General features: G+C 46.2%; 21 protein-coding genes and 1 riboswitch. Of the genes, 19 read left to right on the top strand and 2 right to left on the bottom strand.

Annotation, left to right across the window (positions count from 1 at the left end):
• Positions 1 to 217: 217 nt before the first annotated feature.
• Positions 218 to 658, bottom strand: coding sequence for an NfeD family protein (locus AWB54_RS13720; protein ID WP_061215170.1), 441 nt, complete (start codon positions 656 to 658; stop codon positions 218 to 220).
• A 270-nt stretch (positions 659 to 928) separates the two neighbouring features.
• Positions 929 to 1,046: riboswitch (molybdenum cofactor riboswitch) on the top strand.
• Positions 1,047 to 1,097: 51 nt separating this feature from the next.
• Here AWB54_RS13720 and AWB54_RS13725 point away from each other — a divergent pair.
• The 10 genes from AWB54_RS13725 to AWB54_RS13780 all read left to right on the top strand — a co-directional run bounded on the left by AWB54_RS13725 (position 1,098) and on the right by AWB54_RS13780 (position 9,637).
• Positions 1,098 to 1,274, top strand: coding sequence for a hypothetical protein (locus AWB54_RS13725; protein ID WP_235811196.1), 177 nt, complete (start codon positions 1,098 to 1,100; stop codon positions 1,272 to 1,274).
• 38 nt (positions 1,275 to 1,312) lie between these two features.
• Positions 1,313 to 2,293: a GTP 3',8-cyclase MoaA gene (moaA, locus tag AWB54_RS13730; RefSeq protein ID WP_061215172.1), complete on the top strand. Its 981-nt coding sequence runs from the start codon at positions 1,313 to 1,315 to the stop codon at positions 2,291 to 2,293.
• 2 nt (positions 2,294 to 2,295) lie between these two features.
• Entirely contained in the window at positions 2,296 to 2,769 is a 474-nt protein-coding gene (gene moaC / locus AWB54_RS13735; protein ID WP_061215173.1) for a cyclic pyranopterin monophosphate synthase MoaC, read from the top strand.
• A gap of 61 nt (positions 2,770 to 2,830) precedes the next feature.
• Entirely contained in the window at positions 2,831 to 3,268 is a 438-nt protein-coding gene (locus AWB54_RS13740) for an MOSC domain-containing protein (protein ID WP_061215174.1), read from the top strand.
• Between the two features lie 53 nt (positions 3,269 to 3,321).
• On the top strand, positions 3,322 to 3,810 hold the full coding sequence (locus AWB54_RS13745) for a MogA/MoaB family molybdenum cofactor biosynthesis protein (RefSeq protein ID WP_061215175.1): 489 nt from the start codon (positions 3,322 to 3,324) through the stop codon (positions 3,808 to 3,810).
• 208 nt (positions 3,811 to 4,018) lie between these two features.
• Positions 4,019 to 4,309, top strand: a complete 291-nt coding sequence (gene groES / locus AWB54_RS13750) for a co-chaperone GroES (RefSeq protein WP_268873656.1) — start codon at positions 4,019 to 4,021, stop codon at positions 4,307 to 4,309.
• Between the two features lie 15 nt (positions 4,310 to 4,324).
• On the top strand, positions 4,325 to 5,965 hold the full coding sequence (gene groL, locus AWB54_RS13755) for a chaperonin GroEL (RefSeq protein ID WP_061215177.1): 1,641 nt from the start codon (positions 4,325 to 4,327) through the stop codon (positions 5,963 to 5,965).
• A gap of 1,451 nt (positions 5,966 to 7,416) precedes the next feature.
• Positions 7,417 to 7,881 carry a hypothetical protein gene (locus tag AWB54_RS16005; protein WP_160328966.1) on the top strand — a complete coding sequence of 155 codons (465 nt, stop codon included), beginning with the start codon at positions 7,417 to 7,419 and terminating at the stop codon, positions 7,879 to 7,881.
• Positions 7,882 to 8,270: 389 nt separating this feature from the next.
• Entirely contained in the window at positions 8,271 to 8,483 is a 213-nt protein-coding gene (locus AWB54_RS13775) for a hypothetical protein (protein WP_061215181.1), read from the top strand.
• A 485-nt stretch (positions 8,484 to 8,968) separates the two neighbouring features.
• A complete protein-coding gene (locus AWB54_RS13780; protein ID WP_061215182.1) occupies positions 8,969 to 9,637 on the top strand; it encodes a hypothetical protein in 669 nt (222 codons plus the stop codon).
• 273 nt (positions 9,638 to 9,910) lie between these two features.
• Here the strand turns inward: AWB54_RS13780 and AWB54_RS13785 are convergent, their stop codons facing one another.
• The gene (locus tag AWB54_RS13785) at positions 9,911 to 10,861 is read right to left on the bottom strand and encodes an NAD(P)H-dependent flavin oxidoreductase (RefSeq protein ID WP_061215183.1); all 951 of its coding nucleotides are present in this window, start codon (positions 10,859 to 10,861) and stop codon (positions 9,911 to 9,913) included.
• A 495-nt stretch (positions 10,862 to 11,356) separates the two neighbouring features.
• On the opposite strand from AWB54_RS13785, the gene AWB54_RS13790 reads away from it, so the two are divergent.
• From AWB54_RS13790 to AWB54_RS13830, 9 genes are all read left to right on the top strand, one after another.
• A complete protein-coding gene (locus AWB54_RS13790; protein WP_082736233.1) occupies positions 11,357 to 12,355 on the top strand; it encodes a beta-ketoacyl-ACP synthase III in 999 nt (332 codons plus the stop codon).
• Positions 12,345 to 13,298: an enoyl-[acyl-carrier-protein] reductase FabK gene (gene fabK / locus AWB54_RS13795; RefSeq protein WP_061215184.1), complete on the top strand. Its 954-nt coding sequence runs from the start codon at positions 12,345 to 12,347 to the stop codon at positions 13,296 to 13,298. The genes AWB54_RS13790 and fabK overlap by 11 nt, the downstream gene beginning before the upstream one ends.
• Complete coding sequence (gene fabD / locus AWB54_RS13800; RefSeq protein ID WP_061215185.1) at positions 13,286 to 14,209, top strand: ACP S-malonyltransferase; 924 nt, start codon at positions 13,286 to 13,288, stop codon at positions 14,207 to 14,209. The genes fabK and fabD overlap by 13 nt, the downstream gene beginning before the upstream one ends.
• Positions 14,200 to 14,973, top strand: coding sequence for a 3-oxoacyl-[acyl-carrier-protein] reductase (gene fabG / locus AWB54_RS13805; protein WP_338064117.1), 774 nt, complete (start codon positions 14,200 to 14,202; stop codon positions 14,971 to 14,973). The genes fabD and fabG overlap by 10 nt, the downstream gene beginning before the upstream one ends.
• 28 nt (positions 14,974 to 15,001) lie before the next feature.
• Positions 15,002 to 15,235, top strand: a complete 234-nt coding sequence (acpP, locus tag AWB54_RS13810; protein WP_061215187.1) for an acyl carrier protein — start codon at positions 15,002 to 15,004, stop codon at positions 15,233 to 15,235.
• A gap of 25 nt (positions 15,236 to 15,260) precedes the next feature.
• Positions 15,261 to 16,499, top strand: coding sequence for a beta-ketoacyl-ACP synthase II (gene fabF, locus AWB54_RS13815; protein ID WP_061215188.1), 1,239 nt, complete (start codon positions 15,261 to 15,263; stop codon positions 16,497 to 16,499).
• Between the two features lie 129 nt (positions 16,500 to 16,628).
• Positions 16,629 to 17,075 carry a 3-hydroxyacyl-ACP dehydratase FabZ gene (gene fabZ, locus AWB54_RS13820; RefSeq protein ID WP_153014748.1) on the top strand — a complete coding sequence of 149 codons (447 nt, stop codon included), beginning with the start codon at positions 16,629 to 16,631 and terminating at the stop codon, positions 17,073 to 17,075.
• A 20-nt stretch (positions 17,076 to 17,095) separates the two neighbouring features.
• Entirely contained in the window at positions 17,096 to 17,947 is an 852-nt protein-coding gene (accD, locus tag AWB54_RS13825; RefSeq protein ID WP_061215189.1) for an acetyl-CoA carboxylase, carboxyltransferase subunit beta, read from the top strand.
• Positions 17,948 to 18,130: 183 nt separating this feature from the next.
• Positions 18,131 to 19,087, top strand: a complete 957-nt coding sequence (locus AWB54_RS13830; RefSeq protein ID WP_061215190.1) for an acetyl-CoA carboxylase carboxyltransferase subunit alpha — start codon at positions 18,131 to 18,133, stop codon at positions 19,085 to 19,087.
• Positions 19,088 to 19,089: the final 2 nt, after the last annotated feature.

Raw genomic sequence — 19,089 nt, forward strand, 5'->3', positions numbered from 1 at the left:
TAGCGCTCTCGCGACGTCCTGTCGCTCGCCCCCTTTCGCCTGCTCGCCTTCGCCGGGTGTTGCATCCATGCTTCGCCAACGCTCGCTTTGTATATTTATGCAACCCTCATGCAACAAAAGGGGTTTTTGCAGTAGAGTCAAAAGTAATAAATATTATTTGTCGGGATATTTGTACAATCCTTAACAACAAAAAGGGTTTTTGCAGTGCTGTCATCCTTTACTTGCTTGCTTCCGGCTCGGCTTTTTCCACCAGGAGCTTGACCCCGTCTATTCCAGCAACCACAATGCGGGTATCTTCCTCAATTTCTTGCTGGGAAACCGCTGTCCACACTTCACCATTGACTTTAACCTGCCCATATTCCAGGGGGGTGATACTACTAAGACATATTCCGTGCTGGCCTACCAAAGCCTTGACATTACTGGCGGTATCATTGGTTTTAAAGAATTTCAGCACTAAAGGCCGGGTAAATAAAATAAAGAGAAGAGTAAAAAAAGCAAACAAAAGCAACTGGCCCTCCAAGCCGGGCAGCAATTTGAAGGCAGCAGCGGCTGCCACCAGCAAAGCAGAAAGGGCTAGCCAGAGAAACCAGAGACCAACGGTAAAGATCTCAATGGCTCCAAAGACTACAGCTATTAAAATCCACTGCAAAGAAGACATAAAATCACCTCCTGCCTTAAGAACGAATTGATAAACTGCCATGCTTAGAACAGAAATACTGATGAAAATATTTACCCTATACCTCTCAACCTCTTACTTTTCTATTTAATAATACCACAGAAAACCGGGCTTCTTACTCCAAGGTTATTCTTATTAAGTATTTATCATATAGCAAAGCAGGAATAATTTTTCAAGCACGGAAGAATTTTTCAAGCACCCCAAACCTATTTGTAGCTAATTGTAGTATATTATCTCTTGTTGTATAATATTAAGCGTAATTAACTCCGACTCACACCCGCCTAAGGTAATGGCTATGGCGGTTGAGCGATTGGGTATGGAGGGAAACCTCTGTGCCTCCCGTTTGGAAAGGAGTAATATTAAGTGTAGTGCTTAATAACACCCCTTGTCCGGGGTGATTTTTTTTGTGGAGGTGTTGAAAGTGACTGAACAGAAGGAACTGGCGGTAAAGCTAAAGGAATTATTTCCCCAGGGGAGAATCACTTGTACTGAAGCTCATGATCTGGCCCGGGAGTGGGATATGGATCCTCGGGAACTGGGAGAAGCCTGTGATGAGGCAGGCATCAAGATTTCTGGTTGTGAATTGGGCTGCTTTTAGGCTGGACAAGCTTTTTCCCTGCAGGGAGGTGGGAAAATATGCTGGATAAACACGAAAGAAATATAAACTATATGCGAATTTCCCTTACCGACAGGTGTAATTTGCGTTGCCGTTATTGTATGCCCGAGACCGGTGTCGATAACCTGAGTCATTATTCCATTCTAAGCCTGGAGGAAATGGCCAAGCTGGTTCGGATAGCCAGTGAGTTAGGAATACAAAAAATACGGCTGACTGGAGGAGAACCGCTGGTTCGTAGAAACGTACCCCAATTGATTAGTTATATTGCTCAAATTCCTGGTATCGATGATATTGCTTTGACCACCAATGGGACATTATTTGCTGCTTTAGCCGAGGAACTTAAGACGGCGGGTTTAAACCGGGTTAACTTTAGTCTGGATAGCCTGGTTCCGGAAAAATTCAAGTATATTACGCGCCGGGGAGATTTATCCAAGGTAAAAGAGGCTATTTTCGAAGCCCTGGAACTTGATATGCACCCGGTAAAGATTAATATGGTGGTTATCCGGGGATTTAACGATGATGAAATTATTGATTTTGTTGAACTGGCCCGAAAATATCCTTTGCATGTACGCTTTATCGAATTTATGCCTGTGGGTGACCTGTTGTTCTGGAAACAAGATCGTATGATGCCTTCACAGGATATTAAAGCTTATATTGAGGAAAGCTATGCTCTGACTCCGCAGAAGAATATCCTGGGCAATGGGCCGGCCCGGTATTACAGCCTGGAAGGCGGAGAAGGGTCACTCGGTTTTATCAGTCCTATGAGCAACCATTTTTGTGGCGAGTGCAATCGCATCCGCTTAACGGCTGAAGGTGGTCTTAGAGGATGCCTTTATGACAAACGGGAGGTTAACTTAAAAACAGCCCTAAAGAATGGTTCCAGCGATGAAGAGATAAAGGAACTCTTTATTCGGGCTATTAAAGCCAAACCAAGCCGGCATCATATGAATAATGGTTGGGGAGAGGAAAACAAGCGCAAGATGTATCAAATCGGAGGATAAGGATGAACTTTACGCATATTAATGAAGAGGGCTATGCCCGGATGGTAGATGTAAGCAGCAAAAATGACAGCGAGCGGGTGGCTGTTGCGCAAGCCATTGTCAAGATGCAGCCGGAAACCCTGGAAAAAATCAGGGATGGAGCCATTAAAAAAGGCGATGTTTTGGGGGTGGCTCAAATAGCTGGTATTATGGGTGCCAAGCAGACATCATCCCTTATTCCGATGTGCCACCCCTTGAATCTTACTTCCGTCAATCTCGAATTTACTTTTGATGAAATTAATGCCAGTATTATTGTTGAGGCTGAGGTTAAAACCACCGGTAAAACCGGGGTGGAAATGGAAGCCATTACGGCAGTTTCTGTAGCGGCCTTGACTATCTATGACATGAGCAAAGCGGTAGATCGCTGGATGGAGATTACCGAGATCAAGCTTTTAGAAAAAAGCGGAGGAAAGAGCGGTCACCTTGTAAGAGACTAGCTTGTTGAAGACTGTCTCTTTATAATAATGAGTTTGATAGGCTAAAGAAAGGAGTCTATTAATGAAAAAGGGGAAACTTTACTCAATATGCATAAGTCCGGAAAGGGGCCAACTCAAAACGGAAGTGGAACAAGCCCGGCTCATCGAAAATTATGGCATCGAAAATGATGGACATGCAGGAGAATGGCACCGCCAGGTAACCTGTCTTAACTGGGCCAGTGTGTTAAAGGCCAATAAAGAACATAATCTTCAAGTTGGACCGGGAGCCTTTGCGGAGAACCTTCTTATAGAAGGATTGGAATTGGTAGAGGTGGGAGTCGGGGGGAAATTGAAGATTGGGGATAACGCCATCCTGCAGGTTTCCCAGATCGGCAAAGAAGATCATCCCAGTGTGGTTACCCGTACCCTGGGGGTAACATTACTCCCCTACGAGGGGTTATTCTGCAAGGTTATACAAGGGGGAACCATAAAAAAGGGTGATCCGGTAGAAGTTCTTTAATATACAGAATTATTTTTTTTGATATGGTCTATATACAGTGAGGTGATTAACAAGTGTATCGGGTGGGAATACTAATAATAAGTGACAAAGGTTCCCGGGGGGAAAGAGAGGATCGTAGCGGTCAACAGATTCAAGATTTGCTGGGTCAGGGATACCTGCTTGAATATTATGAAGTGATACCGGATGAGAAAGAAGAAATAGTTAAGCGGCTTATCCATGCTTGTGATGTACTTTCCCTCAACCTGCTGCTTACTTCCGGGGGTACCGGATTTTCCAGTCGTGATGTAACTCCCGATGCCACCCTGGAGGTTATTGAAAAGGCGGTTCCGGGGATACCGGAGGCTATGCGTCTATATGGCATGCAAAAAACTCCTAAAGCTATGTTGTCACGAGCTGTTGCGGGTATTCGAGGGCGAAGCTTGATTATCAACCTGCCGGGAAGTGTAAAAGGGGTTAAAGAATCCTTGGAGGCGGTTTTACCAGCTCTGGATCATGCTTTAGATATTCTGCTTGGTTCAGCTGCTGAATGTGGGCAGGGTTAAACGAGATTTTGGAATTCAAAAAAAGCTGTTATTTAGAGGTATAAAAAGAAAAACACAGTAGCATAATATTAATCGTAAATATTGGGCGGATTTCGCTGGTTATTTCATTTGAATACTTGACGGGTCTTGCCTAATATTATTAATAAATGTTAGCACTCACAATCATTGAGTGCTAACAATCAAGAAACAATAAAAAGGAGGTATACCCTTGAAGATTCAACCTTTAGGAGATCGTCTGGTGGTAAAAGTAGCTGAAGTGGCTGCAGAAAAAACTAAAAGCGGGCTATATGTACCGGACACCGCCAAAGAGAAACCCCAGGAAGGTGAAGTTCTAGCTGTAGGTCCTGGAGCTTTTAATGACAAAGGTGAGAGAATGCCCATGGATGTGGCAGTAGGAGATAAGGTCATCTTCTCCAAGTATGGTGGTACAGAAATCAAGATTGATGGAGAAGAATATCTGGTAATGTCGCAAAGAGATATCCTGGCAAAAATAAACTAAAAGGAGGATACATAGATGTTATCCAAAGAAATAAAGTTTGGTGAAGAAGCAAGAAGAGCATTGGAAAGAGGGGTTGACACCCTGGCCAATGCGGTAAAAGTTACTCTGGGACCTAAAGGAAGAAACGTGGTACTGGATCGTAAATTTGGTTCACCTACCATTACCAATGATGGTGTTACCATAGCCCGGGATATTGACCTCAAGGATCCGTGGGAAAACCTCGGTTGCCAATTGGTTAAGGAAGTTGCCATAAAGACCAATGATGTAGCCGGTGATGGTACTACTACCGCTACCTTGCTGGCGCAGGCCATGATAAAAGAAGGTCTGAAAAATGTTGCTGCCGGAGCCAATCCCATGATTATGAGAAGGGGTATTGACCAAGCGGTAAAAGCAATTGTGGATGAAATCAAGGCTCTAAGCAAACCGGTTGAATCAAGAGACTCTATCGCCCAGGTAGCGGCCATATCAGCCGATGATCCTGAAATCGGCCAGTTGATAGCGGACGCCATGGAAAAAGTGGGCCGGGATGGAGTAATAACCGTTGAAGAATCACAGTCTGTTGGTACTTCCCTGGAAGTTGTGGAGGGTATGAACTTTGACCGCGGTTATATATCTCCTTATATGATTACTAATACGGAAAAGATGGAAGCCGTTCTGGAAGACCCGTATATTCTAATCAGCGACAAGAAGATTTCCTCTATTGGTGAAGTTCTTCCCGTATTGGAAAAGGTGGTTCAAACCGGGAAACCCATGCTCTTGATTGCGGAGGAAGTAGAAGGGGAAGCCCTGGCTACTTTGGTAGTGAACAAACTACGTGGAACCTTCAACTGTGTGGCGGTAAAAGCTCCGGCTTTTGGGGAAAGAAGGAAGGCCATGCTGGAAGACATAGCCATCCTCACCAACGGACAGGTAGCCTCCGAAGAGCTGGGTGTGAAAATGGAAAATGTGTCCCTGGATATGCTGGGCAAAGCCCGTCAAATAGTAATTAAGAAGGATGAGACCATTATTGTGGATGGGGCTGGTTCCGAACAAGCCATTCGCGACCGCAGTGCCAATATTAAGAGACAACTGGAAGAAACCGAATCGGAATACGACCGGGAAAAATTGCAGGAAAGACTGGCCAAGCTATCCGGTGGGGTAGCGGTTATCCAGGTGGGAGCTGCTACTGAAACCGAACTCAAGGAAAGGAAACATCGTATTGAAGACGCTCTGGCCGCCACCAAGGCCGCGGTTGAGGAAGGAATTGTCTCCGGTGGAGGAGTTACCCTGATAAATGCCATCAAGGCCATTGATAAGATTGAGGCTCAGGGTGATGAATTAACCGGCATAAATCTGGTTAAAAAAGCCATGGAAGAACCCCTGCGTCAGATTGCCAATAATGCTGGCATCGAGGGCTCAGTAGTAGTGGAGAAGGTTAAGGAAGCAGAAACAGGAATCGGCTATAATGCTCTGACGGGAGTATATGAGAGTATGATTGGTGCTGGTATCATTGATCCGGCCAAGGTAACCCGCTCAGCTGTACAGAACGCGGCTAGTATTTCCGCCATGGTTCTTACTACTGAAGCAGTTGTAAGCGAGCTCCCGGGTGAGGACGAGATGAAGGGCATGGGTGCCGGTGGTATGGGTGGCATGGGTGGAATGGGCGGCATGATGTAGCCCTGTTCCTCCTTACCGGGAAGAAGCAGTATAAAAACAAACGGTTAAAAAAACAGCCGACCTTATTAAAGGGGTCGGCTGTTTTTTTCTATTTCGCAGCGGCAAATTCGGCTAGAATTTGCTCAAAAATACACATGTCACGGGGACGGGGTTATTGACAAGTTTTAATTATACAAATCTCCCTTTTGGAAGTCTTGCAGTTCTTTATTCGACTGCATATATTCCCCCTTTTGAGCTACACCGCAGTATCTCTTCCTCAAATAAAAAACGAAGCCAATCATGAAAAGGTTCATTTATCAGATTGTCTTTTCGAAAAGATTCCAACTATATCAAATAGCGACAAAAAAACATACTTTCCCAACATTGACTCTACTGCAAAAACCCCTTTTGTTGCATGAGGGTTGCATAAATATACAAAGCGAGCGTTGGCGAAGCATGGATGCAACACCCGGCGAAGGCGAGCAGGCGAAAGGGGGCGAGCGACAGGACGTCGCGAGAGCGCTACTGACCAGGATGGGAGATTAGCGCGGCACCCCTTGAGCCACGAGACAAGCCGCAGGTGTTGCCCATGCGAAGACTGCGAGCGGTATATTTATGCAAGCTAATGCATATTTATAACTTTTTGCAGTGACATCAACATTTGATTGAATAAAGCAAGATGAAATACCATCCATAATTAGAGAACTGGTGCGGGAGGGTAGTTATTAACGCTCGGGGGATGAAAAGGTTTCTTTAATTAATGGTTGAGAATAAGGAGGCCATATTGGGACAAGGAACCTGTCCCCTTTGGATTTCCCCTCTAGATTATTCAATACTTATTCTACTGCAAAAACCCCTTTTTGTTGCATAGGGTTGCATAAATATGCAAAGCGAGCGTTGGCGAAGCATGGATGCAACACCCGGCGAAGGCGAGCAGGCGAAAGGGGGCGAGCGACAGGATGTCGCGAGAGCGCCACCTCCCATGGACGGGAGATTAGCGCGGTACCCCTTGAGCCGCGAGACGAGCCGTTGGTGTTGCTCATGCGTAGACTGCGAGCGGAATATTTATGCAAGCAAATGCATAATTATTACTTTTGCGGAATCAATACTTATTTTTTTAGTAATATTCGAATGCTATACAACCCAATTCAAGCCTTATATAAGGTCGTGAAATAGTTGAATATTCCGTAAGTAATGCTAAAATATAGTATAAATACAAGTTCTGATATATTACGAATAGAATTGCAAACTAAGTGCATTAGATAGGTGAGTGAAAACATGGATTCATGGGATAGAAGAATAAAATTAGAAGCCAAGAGATTTATATCTGGATGGGACTGGGACTTGGTTTATCATACCTGGAGTAGACGTTTTCACGATTTTAATGTGAATTTAACCCCTCTTTTTAAAGAAATACGGGTCTATGATCCTAATATCCCACTGGTCAGAAGAAAATTCTTTCATGGTGCCCAGTGGATTCTATTATTGAATATCATATTAATTTTCAACGTTATCTTGAACGTTATCCGGGTACTGTTGGGCCAACATATAACTGGCTTCAAGGGGAACTTGAAACCCTAGAATATCTATGGGCTTATAAAGGTGAGGAAGACAAAATTTCAGCTATCTTAATTAGTGCATCCCTTTTTTCTAGATTAAAAAGCAGCCGCCGAATGTACCCACGTGATCATTGGCCACCATATTTTTGTGTTCAGGAACTATTAAAATGGGCCTACTCACAATGGAATGCTGAACGACAGTTCTCTACCTGGCAACATTATCATACCCAGGTGTTGCCGCATATTAATTGGGATCACAAGTATAAACTGGACGATATGAATGCCCTGGTTTTTTATCTTGCAGAGGAACATGCTGAAGTATTTCTCAATTATACGCCTAATGCGTCGGATATGTGGAAGTTTTGTTTATTGGTATAACCTGAAATACCAGAGGATAGGAAATTTGTTTCAAGACCGATTTAAAAGTGAGCCAATCGAAAATGATAAATACTTTTTAACTGTTCTAAGATATATTCATCAAAATCCCCTAAAAGCCGGGTTAGTAAAAAGTATTGAAGATTACCAGTGGAGTAGTATCGGCGAATATAGCAATAGTTCGAAGTTTGTTTTTACCGATTTTGCTCTGCAAACTCGAAATAACCATAATAATGATTCGGTTGATTATTAATAATTTTGGGAGGGTTACCACAGTTACTCCCATGATTGTTATTCATAATAAAAAATGAACTACTCTGTTTGATGCAGACCCGAAAGAGGCTGTTAAAAGCTTTATTCAATTCTGTAATGCTGTAAGTGATGAGGACTGTTTGGACATAAAGGATAAACGCCAATTATCGGATGCAGAAGCCACGGATTTAATAAAGAATGTATGTAAAGTAATAAATGTCTCGGATATTAAAAATTTGGATAAAACGACAAGAAACGAATATTTGCGGCAACTCAAAAAGGAATATCATTTATCAATAAGGCAAATCGAGAGATTGACTGGTATTAATCGGGGTGTTGTTTTAAACGCCTAAACATCTTGGAGCCTGCCCCAAAACCCCTTTAGCACGGCGCAAAACATAACATTCTGTTGCCAATAAGGGCTAATATATACGAAAATAAGTGTACTATTACCTGGTAATAAGACTTTTGGGGCAGGCTCCTAGCTAGCCGGCAATTCCTAGTGTGTGAAGTTTTTGATGGTTACCTATCTATACTGTGTAAAATAACTACTCCATTAGTGTTAAAGTATTCCATTATTGTGGCCGATAGTATTAATACTCGAAGAGATGAAAGAGGTAATATAAAATGGTAGTGATTATAAGTTTATCGGATTCTAATAAGCAAAAAAATTATATGTTTTGACTGATTACATTAAAATTTTAAGGAGGTTTTTTATGGATGTTACTATGAATGTGAATGGAAAATATACTTCTAACAATCTGCAAGGAAGTGCAAGGTTGAAAAATGATAGTTCTGATAATACTATTCAGAATAGTGATAAGGAGGTGTTACGGCTATGCAAATAAATGGTTATTCAAGTGCTACCATGTTGGCATATCGTTCTTCTGATATGCAGAGAAAGGTAGGATTACCACAAACAAATAGTTTTGCTCAAACGATTGAAAACACAGCGGCAACAGAGAAAGCTACAAAGACTACGGAAACCACAGGCGTGTCTGCTGCGGATGAGATGGCAACCTTCAAGAAAGAAATTTATGATGAACTTGAACAAATCAATGGCATGAATTCATCTTCCATTCTATCTAATTCTGTACATATTACAGAAGATGGATTTCAAAGAATGAAAGATGATCCTGAATATAGGAAAGAAATTATGGACTGGCTTCGAGCAGATGCAAGAGCATCACATGGAGTTCCATTCGATGTTCATGTTACAACAAATATAACAGGTTCTGGGGCAACCTGCTATGGGGCGAATGTTTATCATGATGATAATGTGATGACTAAATCTTCAAAAAAGCAATTGGCTGATAAAAAAGCAGAAGGTGCATTTTATCGTTCTGAACGTAAGAGTCACCGTGAAGATAATAGTAAGTTATGGATAAAAGAGAGAGAAAAGCGTGATAGGTTACAAAAAATGCTATTGGAAAAAAGTATTAATCAGAAAATTCAAAGACAAGCTATGAATGAGGAATACATCAATAATTATATTGATAACTTGTAAACTCCCGCTAGGAAACATCTCTCGTGCCGTAGTACATTCCTGAAGAGTTGCAATTTAATGTGTCAACAACCCCGTCCCCTTGACATCCTGAAGCAGTTGTAAGCGAGCTCCCGGGTGAGGACGAGATGAAGGGCATGGGTGCCGGTGGTATGGGTGGCATGGGTGGAATGGGCGGCATGATGTAGCCCTGTTCCTCCTTACCGGGAAGAAGCAGTATAAAAACAAACGGTTAAAAAAACAGCCGACCTTATTAAAGGGGTCGGCTGTTTTTTTCTATTTCGCAGCGGCAAATTCGGCTAGAATTTGCTCAAAAATACAAGACACTGGCAGGATATCTTTAATTTTAAAGACATTTTGCCCGGCGAAAACTACGCCATCGTCTACCTGGCCCTCACGGGCATTGTTCAAAGCTTGAAGAATACAATAATCGGCCGAACAATTCTTTAGACAGGCATCACAATCTTCGGGCTCGGGAGCATCGTCCTCAGCAATGAGCCGGGCAAATTGGTTTTTAAGAGCCCGACCGGGCATTCCTACCGGACTTTTAATAATAATTACATCTTCTTCCCGGGCTTCAAGGTAGAGCTGCTTATATTCATCTGCCACCGAACATTCTTCACTTAAGACAAAGCGAGTAGCCATCTGAATCCCGCTGGCCCCGAGATTAACCATTTCCGCCATATCCTTGCCGTCAACTATGCCCCCGGCGGCTATCACCGGAATATTAACGCTTTCTACGATTTCTGGCAATATGTCCTTGATGGAGCGGTCAGTTCCCAGGTGCCCGCCGGCTTCAGAACCTTCAGCCACTACCGCCGGAGCCCCTAATTTTTCCGCCAGGCGGGCGGCTTTGACCGATGATACGATAGGAACCACGGCGGTGGTGGAATCCTGAATCCAGCGGAAGATATCCCGGGAAAAACCAGCCCCGGTAAAAATAATGTCTATCTTTTCATCTATGGCCGTTTTTACAAGTTCCGCAAACTGGCGGGCGGCAAACATTATGTTCACCCCCAGTATACCTCCCTCTGCCCGGCTGCGGGCCTGGCGTATTTCATCCTTCAATTCCGCAAGTGAAATACCAGTTGCGCCGATAACTCCTATACCACCGGCTCTGGCTACCGCCGAAGCCAGGGAAGCGGTAGAAACACGAACTGACATGCCTCCTTGAATAATGGGAAAACGGGGAATATAGTCAGCGATTCTGAGTGTTGGCAGTTGCAAAATCAAATCCCTCCTACGATAAAATGTAAAAAAATAACATAAATAAAATAAATTGCTTTTATTATCATGTCTAATTTATTATAATTGATTCATATTCACAATTGAAGCATATAGCGGGAAATGCTTCAATTGTCAAACAATTGCGAAAACTCTTGACTTTTTTTCCCTGGGTTGGTTTAATATCTTATGCGATAGATTTATACAAAATTGTGCACAAGTATTAGTAAGAAAAGTGAGGAGTGAGGGGTAAGGTGTGAGGGGTTTCCTACTACATCTTACTATTCAAGCGCCTACTAACTCACTTTTCATCGGTGGTTGCGGCCGCTGGTCATGAGGGGTTCTGATGAAATTTGAATTTTTAGCAAAATACCTTTTGTTTACAAAGTATTACAAAAATATGACGAGCGAATATGGTGGAGATGAGTACAATTATCCGGTGAAGTTTAACTTTTTTAAGGTTCAAGCTAAAATGATTTGTACAAGGTGGTGCATTAATTGAAGATTCAGATACTGGGGATGGGACATTCCCTTCCCGAAGGAATACTCAACAACCAGGAACTTGAGCAAATGGTGGATACCAGTAACGAATGGATTGTAGAGAGAACCGGTATACGGGAGCGCCGGATTGCCGATAAGGATACGGCTACTTCGGACTTATGCTGGCAAGCAGCCAAAATAGCTTTGGAACGCTCCGCTACTGAAGCAAAAGATTTGGATTTAATAATTGTGGGCACATCCAGCCCGGACATGCTCTTTCCTTCCACCGCCTGCATAGTACAGGAGCGTTTGGGCGCCCGTAATGCTGCTGCCTTCGATGTTGAAGCTGGTTGTACCGGCTTTGTCTATGCTCTGGGCATAGCAGAAAAATTTCTCCTCTCCCCGGAATACAAGAAAATACTGGTAATAGGCGCTGATCTCTGTTCCCGTTTCACTGATTATACTGACCGCAATACCTGCGTTTTATTTGGGGATGGAGCCGGTGCGGCCGTAGTAGGAAAAGGAGACTTGGGGCCCGGGATTTTGAGCAGTTATCTGGGGGCCGATGGTTCAGGAGGAAAACACCTTTACATGCCTGCCGGCGGTTCGGCTTTACCCCCCAGTAAAGAGACCGTGGAACAACGGCTGCACTTTATAAGAATGGACGGCAATGAGATATTTAGATTTGCTACCAAAATTGTGGTGGCGGTGAGCGAAAAGCTGCTCTCCCAAGCAGGTTTGAGCTACCAGGATGTAGATTTTTTTATTCCGCACCAGGCTAATCTGCGCATAATAAAAACCGCCATGAAAAGGATGAGGATTCCGGCGGAAAAAACCTTGATCAATCTGGATCACTTTGGTAATATGAGTGCTGCCTGCATTCCGGTTGGCTTGTCCATGGCCGAAGAGGCGGGGAAACTTAAAAATGGAGACCTCGTTTTGATGGTGGCCTTTGGTGCCGGCTTGAGCTATGGTGGAATTCTCTTGCGATGGGGGAGGGATCAGGATGTTTTTTAAGACGCTTCTCTGTGATTTATTAAATATTGAATATCCTCTTATTCAAGGTGCCATGGCCTGGATAGCCGGGGGAAATTTGGCCGCTGCCGTATCTCAGGCTGGGGGGTTGGGAGTTATAGGAGCTTCCGGAGCTGAACCCGCCTGGATAAAGCAGGAGATTGAGCAGGTAAGGAAGCTGACCGGCAAGCCTTTCGGGGTCAACCTGATGCTGGCGGCTCCCGGTATTGAAAAGGTAATAGAGCTTATTATCCAGGAAAAAGTCCCGGTAGTAACCACTGGAGGCGGCAATCCTGGCCCTTATATGGAAAGGCTGAAAGCTGCCGGAATAAAGGTCATACCGGTAGTGGCTTCGGTAGCCCTGGCCCGGCGTCTCAGCCGTCTGGGGGCGGATGCGGTAATCGCCGAGGGAACGGAGTCAGGAGGTCATGTGGGGGAGATGACAACCATGTGCCTGGTGCCTATGGTGGTGGATGCGGTTGATGTTCCGGTAATAGCCGCCGGAGGTATTGCCGATGGCCGGGGTTTCATGGCGGCTCTGGCTCTGGGAGCCCAGGGGGTGCAAATGGGAACCCGTTTTATCTGTGCAGAGGAATGCAATGTACACCCGGCTTACCAGCAAAGAGTAATCAAGGCTAAAGACCGCGATACGGTAATATGCGGCCAGTCAACCGGGCATCCGGTTCGGGCTATTCGCAACCAGTTTACCCGGGAGTATCTCAAGAGCGAAAAGATGGGTGCGGGTCAGGAAGAATTGGAAAGACTAGGCCAGGGTCGTTACCCGGCAGCGGCGGTGGAAGGGCGCATAGACGAGGGAAGTGTTTTGGCCGGGCAGATTTGCGGCCTGGTTAATCAGGTGCAGCCCGCCGCAGGAATTGTGGCTGATATTATAAGTGATGCCTGCCAAGTAAAGAATATTCTGGGGGGGATAGAATGCCAAGAATAGCTTTTGTTTTTCCCGGCCAGGGTGCGCAATATCCGGGAATGGGAAAGGAATTGGCCGAAAAATACGAGGAAGCGGCCCAGGTTTTTACCGCAGCGGATAGAATCAGTCCCTACAGCATAAGCAGCCTTTGTTTTACCGGCCCGGCGGAGCAATTGAACCAGACCGAGTTTGCTCAACCTGCCTTGCTTACCAGCAGCCTGGCAGCTCTGGTTGTAGCCAAAAAACTGGGAATTTGTGCTGACATTTTGGCTGGCCTCAGTTTGGGAGAATACACTGCTCTGGTGGCGGCTGGAGCCTTGAGCCTGGAGGAAGCTCTTCCCCTGGTACAGAAGCGGGCAATATTAATGCAGGAAGCTGTTCCTCCCGGGGAGGGAGCAATGGCGGCGGTTTTAGGAATGGAAGCCAGCCGGCTGGAGGACTTTTGCGCTATGGCAAGAGGTCAGGTGGGGATTGCTAACTACAATTGTCCGGGGCAACTGGTTATTTCGGGGGAAAAGGAAGCGGTTCAGGCAGTGACTGCCAGCATCAAGGAAGCAGGCGGGCGGGTAATACCCCTGGCGGTAAGCGTCCCCTCGCACAGCCCGCTAATGTATGAGGCGGCCATGAAACTGAAAGCGGAGCTGGCGCAGGTGAAGTGGCAAGAGCCCCTTATCCCGGTGGTAAGCAATGTAAATGCCCGGGAAAACGGAGCTCCTGACTTTGAGGAATTGCTGGCCCAACAGCTTTTTAAGCCGGTACTTTGGGAACAAAGTATCAGGTATATGATGGATAAAGCCGATTATTTTGTGGAAATAGGTCCCGGCTCCACCCTCTCCGGTTTGATCAAGAAGATTGACCGCCATCGGGTGCTGGGGCAGGTGGAAAATTTGTCATCACTGGAAAAGCTTATAAAAAAGGTGGAATCGCTATGAGTGCAAAGGTAGCATTGGTAACCGGGAGTTCCCGGGGTATAGGCCGGGCCATCGCCCTGCAGCTGGCCCGGGAAGGGTACCGGGTAGTAGTAAACTACTATGATAACCCGCAGGAAAGCCCAGAAATAATTAAGGAAAACCAGGAACAAGCCCGGCAGGTACTGCAGGAAATAGAAGCAGCCGGGAGTACTGGCATCATGGTAGGTGCTGATGTTTCTGACCCGGCTATGGCCCGGGAGCTGGTAGAGGCGGCTATCAAGGAGTATGGTCAGATTGATGTCCTGGTAAATAATGCCGGAATCAATAAGGATCAATTGATATTGCGTATAAATGACGAGGAATGGGATAAGTTAATAAATACCAATTTAAGCTCGGCTTTTTATTGTTGCCGGGCCGCTCTCAAGCAGATGGTGAGAAAGCGTTATGGTAGAATAATTAATATCTCTTCAGTGGTAGGCTTAAGTGGAAATGCGGGACAGGCCCATTATTCCGCCTCCAAGGCAGGACTGTTGGGATTGACTTTTTCTATAGCCCGGGAATATGGAGCGCGGGGTATCACGGCCAATGTGATTGCCCCCGGCTATATCCAGAGTGATATGACGGCCGGTTTCAGTCCAGAGCTGAAGGAAAAGATGCTCTCGACAATTGCCGTAGGCAGGTTGGGAACCCCGGAAGATATCGCCGGGGTGGTGGCCTTTTTGGCTTCGGATGCGGCTGCTTATATTACCGCCCAGGTTATAAAGGTGGATGGAGGATTGTCCTAAATAAAAAATATTGAGGAGGAAATAGAAAGTGAACGTATTTGAGGAACTGAAAAAGATTATTGTGGAGATCAAGGATATTCCCGAGGACGAAATCCAGCTCGAAGCAAAATTTGCCGAGGATCTGGAGGCTGACTCCCTGGATATCGTGGAGATGCTGATGCTGCTGGAAGAGAAATTTGACATCCAGATTCCCGAAGAAGAAGCAGCCAAACTGAAAACCGTTAAAAACGTGGTGGATTACGTAGAAGCAAAGTTGCAGTAAACGGTATAAGTAGAGAGGTGATTACATGACCGCTCGCCGCGTGGTAATTACTGGTTTGGGGATGATTTCCCCTATTGGCAATAATAAAAAGGACTTTTGGGATAATTTGATAGAAGGGCGTGGCGGCATAGGCCAGATTGACCGTTTTGACGCCAGCGATTTTCCTACCCGGATTGCAGCCCAGGTGAAGGATTTCAATGTGCAGGATTATATCCCCCGCAAGGATGCCCGGCGCATGGACCTTTTTGTCCAGTACGCTTGTTCCGCGGCCAGAATTGCGGTAGAAGACGCCGGATTGCAGCTTGATGCTGCTGAAGCTCCGCGGGTGGGGGTATGGATAGGCTCCGGTATTGGAGGAATTCAAACCTTTGAGGAACAACATGCCAAAATGCTGCAAAAAGGCGTAAACGGATTAAGTCCTTTCTTTATTCCCATGATGATTTCCAACATGGCCGCCGGGCAAGTGGCCATCATGCTGGGAGCGAGAGGACCCAATGGCTGCACAGTAACCGCCTGTGCCTCGGGTAGTAATTCCATCGGAGAGGCTCTGCAATTGATCCGCCTGGGCAAGGCTGACGTAATGATAGCCGGAGGAACTGAAGCTTCCATTACTCCGGTGGCTGTAGGGGGTTTTTGTGCCATGAAGGCTCTTTCTACCGCCAATGAGGACCCCAGCCGGGCCTGCCGCCCCTTTGATATCAAACGTGATGGTTTTGTCATGGGCGAAGGAGCAGCTATCCTGGTTCTGGAGGAAATGGAGCATGCCCTGAGGCGTGGGGCCAGGATTTATGCGGAATTGGCCGGCTACGGCGCCAGTGCCGATGCGGTTCATATGGTGCAGCCGGATATTGAAGGCCGGGGAGCGGCCCTGGCGTTTTCCATGGCCCTGGCTGATGCCGGCATCAAGCCGGAAGAGGTTGATTATATCAATGCCCATGGCACCGGCACCGAGCTTAATGATCAGGTGGAAACCAGGGCTATAAAGAGTGTATTTGCGGAGCATAGCTACCAAATGCTGGTTAGTTCAACCAAGCCCTATACTGGGCACATGTTGGGGGCGGCAGGGGCCATAGAATTGATTGCTTCGGTTTTATCTCTGGTGAATAATAGCGTTCCTCCCACCCTGAACCTGGAAGAGCCTGATCCCCTTTGTGACCTGGACTATGTGCCGGGAAAGGCCCGGCAGAAGGAATTAAAGGTGGTTCTATCCGATTCCCTGGGTTTTGGGGGACATAATGCGGCCCTGGTGATACGGAAAATTTAGTGTTAACTCTTCTACAATAAGAAACTAGTATTATTATGCAACCCTTATGCAACATAAAGAGTTATTGCAGTGGAGTTATTGTTACCCCCATAATTCATTCCGCTTTTGTGCTGGGGTTTGGTGAAAGGAATGGTTGATGTAATGAAAAAACTGGAGTTGAATATCGAAGAAATAATGAAGATTCTACCCCACCGTTATCCTTTCCTGCTGGTAGATCGCATTATTGAACTGCTACCCGGGGAGAGGGCCGTGGGCATAAAAAACCTGAGTGTTAACGAACCCTTTTTTCCCGGACATTTCCCCGGTCATCCGGTAATGCCCGGAGTGCTCATGATAGAGGCCATGGCCCAGGTTGGCGCCTGCGCCATATTGTGTGATGAAAAATATCAGGGCCGTCTGGGTTACCTGGCGGGAGTGGATCGTATTCGCTTCAAGCGTATGGCTGCTCCCGGCGACAGCTTGTTGATTACTACCGAATTCACTGCGATTAAGGGTAATATTGGCAAGGGAAAGGGGCAGATAAAGATTAACGAGGAAATGGTTTGCGGAGGTGAATTCCTGTTTGCCCTGGGTTAAGAAGGTGCACACAGGAGGAAATGATAAAAAATACTTTTTCTCGAAAAAAATATTTTGCATTGAGCAGGAGAATGGAAAAGGAAGAAGAGGAGAAGAAAGTGGCTCTCCCCATAAACTGTCCTTCCTGCTCGGCCAGAATACCGGCAGAAGCCCTGCAGCGCAACCTGAAGGTCTGTCCTAAATGCCAGCACCATTTCTCTCTCAACGCACGTGAGCGTATTGACTTGATGGTTGATAACGGCAGCTTTCAGGAATTTGACGCTGATTTGAGTTCCTTCAATCTGCTGGATTTTCCCGGATACCAGGAAAAACTGGAAAAGGCTCAGGAACTTTCCGGTTCCCGTGAAGCCATAATTACTGGACTGGCCACCGTTGATGGACATAAGCTGGTTCTGGGGGTAATGGAGTCAAGTTTTATGATGGCCAGTATGGGTTCGGTAGTGGGAGAGAAGGTTTGCCGGGCGGTAGAACAGGCCATGGAGCTTTCCTGTCCCTTGTTAATTTGTTCTTGTTCCGGCGGAGCCCGTATGCAGGAAGGTATGGTCGCTTTGATGCAAATGGCCAAGACCAGTGCGGTACTGGGGAAGTTTAACCAGGCCGGATTGCTCTATATTTCTCTTTTGACCCACCCCACCACCGGCGGAGTTTCAGCCAGCTTTGCTTCCCTGGCAGATATTATTCTGGCTGAGCCTGGCGCCCTTATTGGTTTTGCCGGCCCCCGGGTTATTAAACAAACTATCGGGCAACAGCTGCCCCCCAGATTCCAGCGTTCCGAATTTCTACTGGAGCATGGCATGATTGATCTGCTGGTGGAACGATCACAGCTAAAAGAAACTCTGAGCAGCTTGCTGGGGCTTCATCAAGAAGGATAATAAGAAAAGTGAGGGGTTAAATTAGAGGTCGCTATTAAGGTTGCACCCTGCGGGTGTCACTTTTAAGGTTGCACCCTGCGGGTGTCACTTTTAAGGTTGCACCCTGCGGGTACTCCTGGTGTTCCACCCTGCGGGTGTCACTATTAAGGTTGTAGGTCAAATGAGCTTATGATGGAGGCAAGCATGGTAAAAAGACAGTTTGATTATGAACAAAAGGTTCGGGAAATTCGGGATAAACTGGAGGAACTAAACAATTTGTCCAGCAACATGGAATTCGACCTTTCCCAGGAAATCGAAAGCCTGGAGGAAAAGATAGAAAACAACCGGGAAAGAAGGTATAAGAACCTTTCCCCCTGGGAAAAGGTTTTGCTCAGCCGCCACCCGGAAAGACCCAACAGCAATGATTATATACGCTACTTTTGCGAGGAATGGATAGAGCTTCATGGTGATCGGCATTTTGGGGACGATAGTTCCGTGATTGGGGGTATTGGCCGTTTTAACGGGCAGGCGGTAACTATACTGGGCTACCGCAAGGGAAAGGATACCCGGGAAAACCTGCAGTATAATTTTGGCATGCCCCATCCCGAGGGTTACCGTAAAATCCAGCGCCTGCTCTTGCAAGCCGAGAAATTCCAGCGCCCGGTTATAACCCTGATCGATACTCCGGGGGCCTATCCGGGCATAGGGGCCGAAGAAAGGGGGCAGGCCTGGGCTATATCCCAGGTTCTGATGACTCTATCAGCCTTGGAAGTCCCTGTAATAGCCGTAGTTAGCGGTGAAGGGGGCAGCGGGGGAGCACTGGCTCTGGCGGTGGCGGACCGTCTCTTGATGCTTTCCAACGCGGTATTTTCCGTTGCTTCTCCCGAGGCCTGTGCTTCTATACTGTGGAAAGACCTGGAGCGGGTGGAGGATATGGCCAGGGCCATGAAAATAACCGCCCACGACCTGCAGAGGCTGGGCATAGTTGACGAGATTATTGAAGAGCCCCTGGGAGGTGCCCACCTGAATTTCCCGGAGATGGCGGAAAAGTTGAAAAAAGCCCTGCAAAAACACCTGGGAGAGCTTACGTCCCAGGATAGCGGTGAATTATCGGAAGAGCGTTATCAAAAACTAAGGAAGATAGGAGAATTCAGGGGATAAAT

This window comes from Syntrophomonas wolfei subsp. methylbutyratica, assembly GCF_001570625.1.
Classification (GTDB): domain Bacteria; phylum Bacillota; class Syntrophomonadia; order Syntrophomonadales; family Syntrophomonadaceae; genus Syntrophomonas; species Syntrophomonas methylbutyratica.